This is a genomic window from Campylobacter sp. CNRCH_2013_0671h (assembly GCF_025773055.1).
In the GTDB taxonomy this organism is placed as follows: domain Bacteria; phylum Campylobacterota; class Campylobacteria; order Campylobacterales; family Campylobacteraceae; genus Campylobacter_D; species Campylobacter_D lari_D.
Genome location: NZ_JAKMTG010000028.1, coordinates 1 through 943 on the forward strand (window position 1 = coordinate 1; position 943 = coordinate 943).

Annotated in this window: 1 protein-coding gene; it reads right to left on the bottom strand. The window is 26.4% G+C overall.

Going from position 1 to position 943, the window contains the following annotated elements:
* The coding region (locus L8X97_RS08270; protein ID WP_263663068.1) for a toprim domain-containing protein at positions 1-943 on the bottom strand (943 nt) is incomplete at both ends.

Below are 943 nucleotides of genomic sequence, written 5' to 3' on the forward strand. Positions count from 1 at the left end.
ATCATTAAAATCACTCATACCTTGAGAGCTTTGCTCTTGTGTAAAATTTGGTAAAATTACACTAACATTAGAATATTTTTCTTTAATCTCTAAAGCTGTTTTTTTACCTGTATTTTCTAAACCTTTTAATTCTTTTTTTACATCATTATCAGCAAATATTGTGATATTTTTATCAGGATAGAGAGTATTTAGTTTTTTAACCACACTTTCTAAATTACCAGCATCTACTGCCATAATGATAGGTTTATTTAAAGCTTTATACAAAGTAGCACCAGTAGCAAAACCTTCACATAAATAAAATTCTTTTAAATTATGAAGTGTTTTAGCTCCTATAATATGAAAACAACCTTGTTTTTTTGCAAGATATTCCACGCCTTGATCTTTTTCTTCTTGAGTTTTAATTACTCCTATGATTTTATCTCCATTTGAAAATATTCTTTGAAGTGACCATAATTTTCCATTTTCATCTTTTAAAGGAATTAATAATGAACCCATTTTATCTTGTTTAAGATAAAAGTTTTCATCAAAGCCTTTTTTCTTTAAGTAAGCATGGTTAGAATTAGCCCATCTTGCATTATTATACTCATCTTCTAATTTTAAGGCAGTTTTTTCTTGTAAGGCTAAAATTTCTTTTTCTCTAAGCTCTTGATCTTTTTTTATTTGATTATGTAATTCTTGAGAACTTTTTAAATTACTATTATAGTTTTTTTCTACTTGCATTTTCCAATTTTTCTTTATGCCTGTTTTAAAATTTTGTATAAAACCTGCAGGAAAATTGTTATTTAAATATCCAATATAAGCACCACTTAATTCTCTACCTTTATCATTAGTAGTTTTTACTCTATGAATTTTACCATCCATAATAGGTAAATTATCTATAATTAATCCTTCTTCTTCAAGTGATTTTTTAAATGATTGAAGGGCTAGGGAGGTGTTGGTTGAA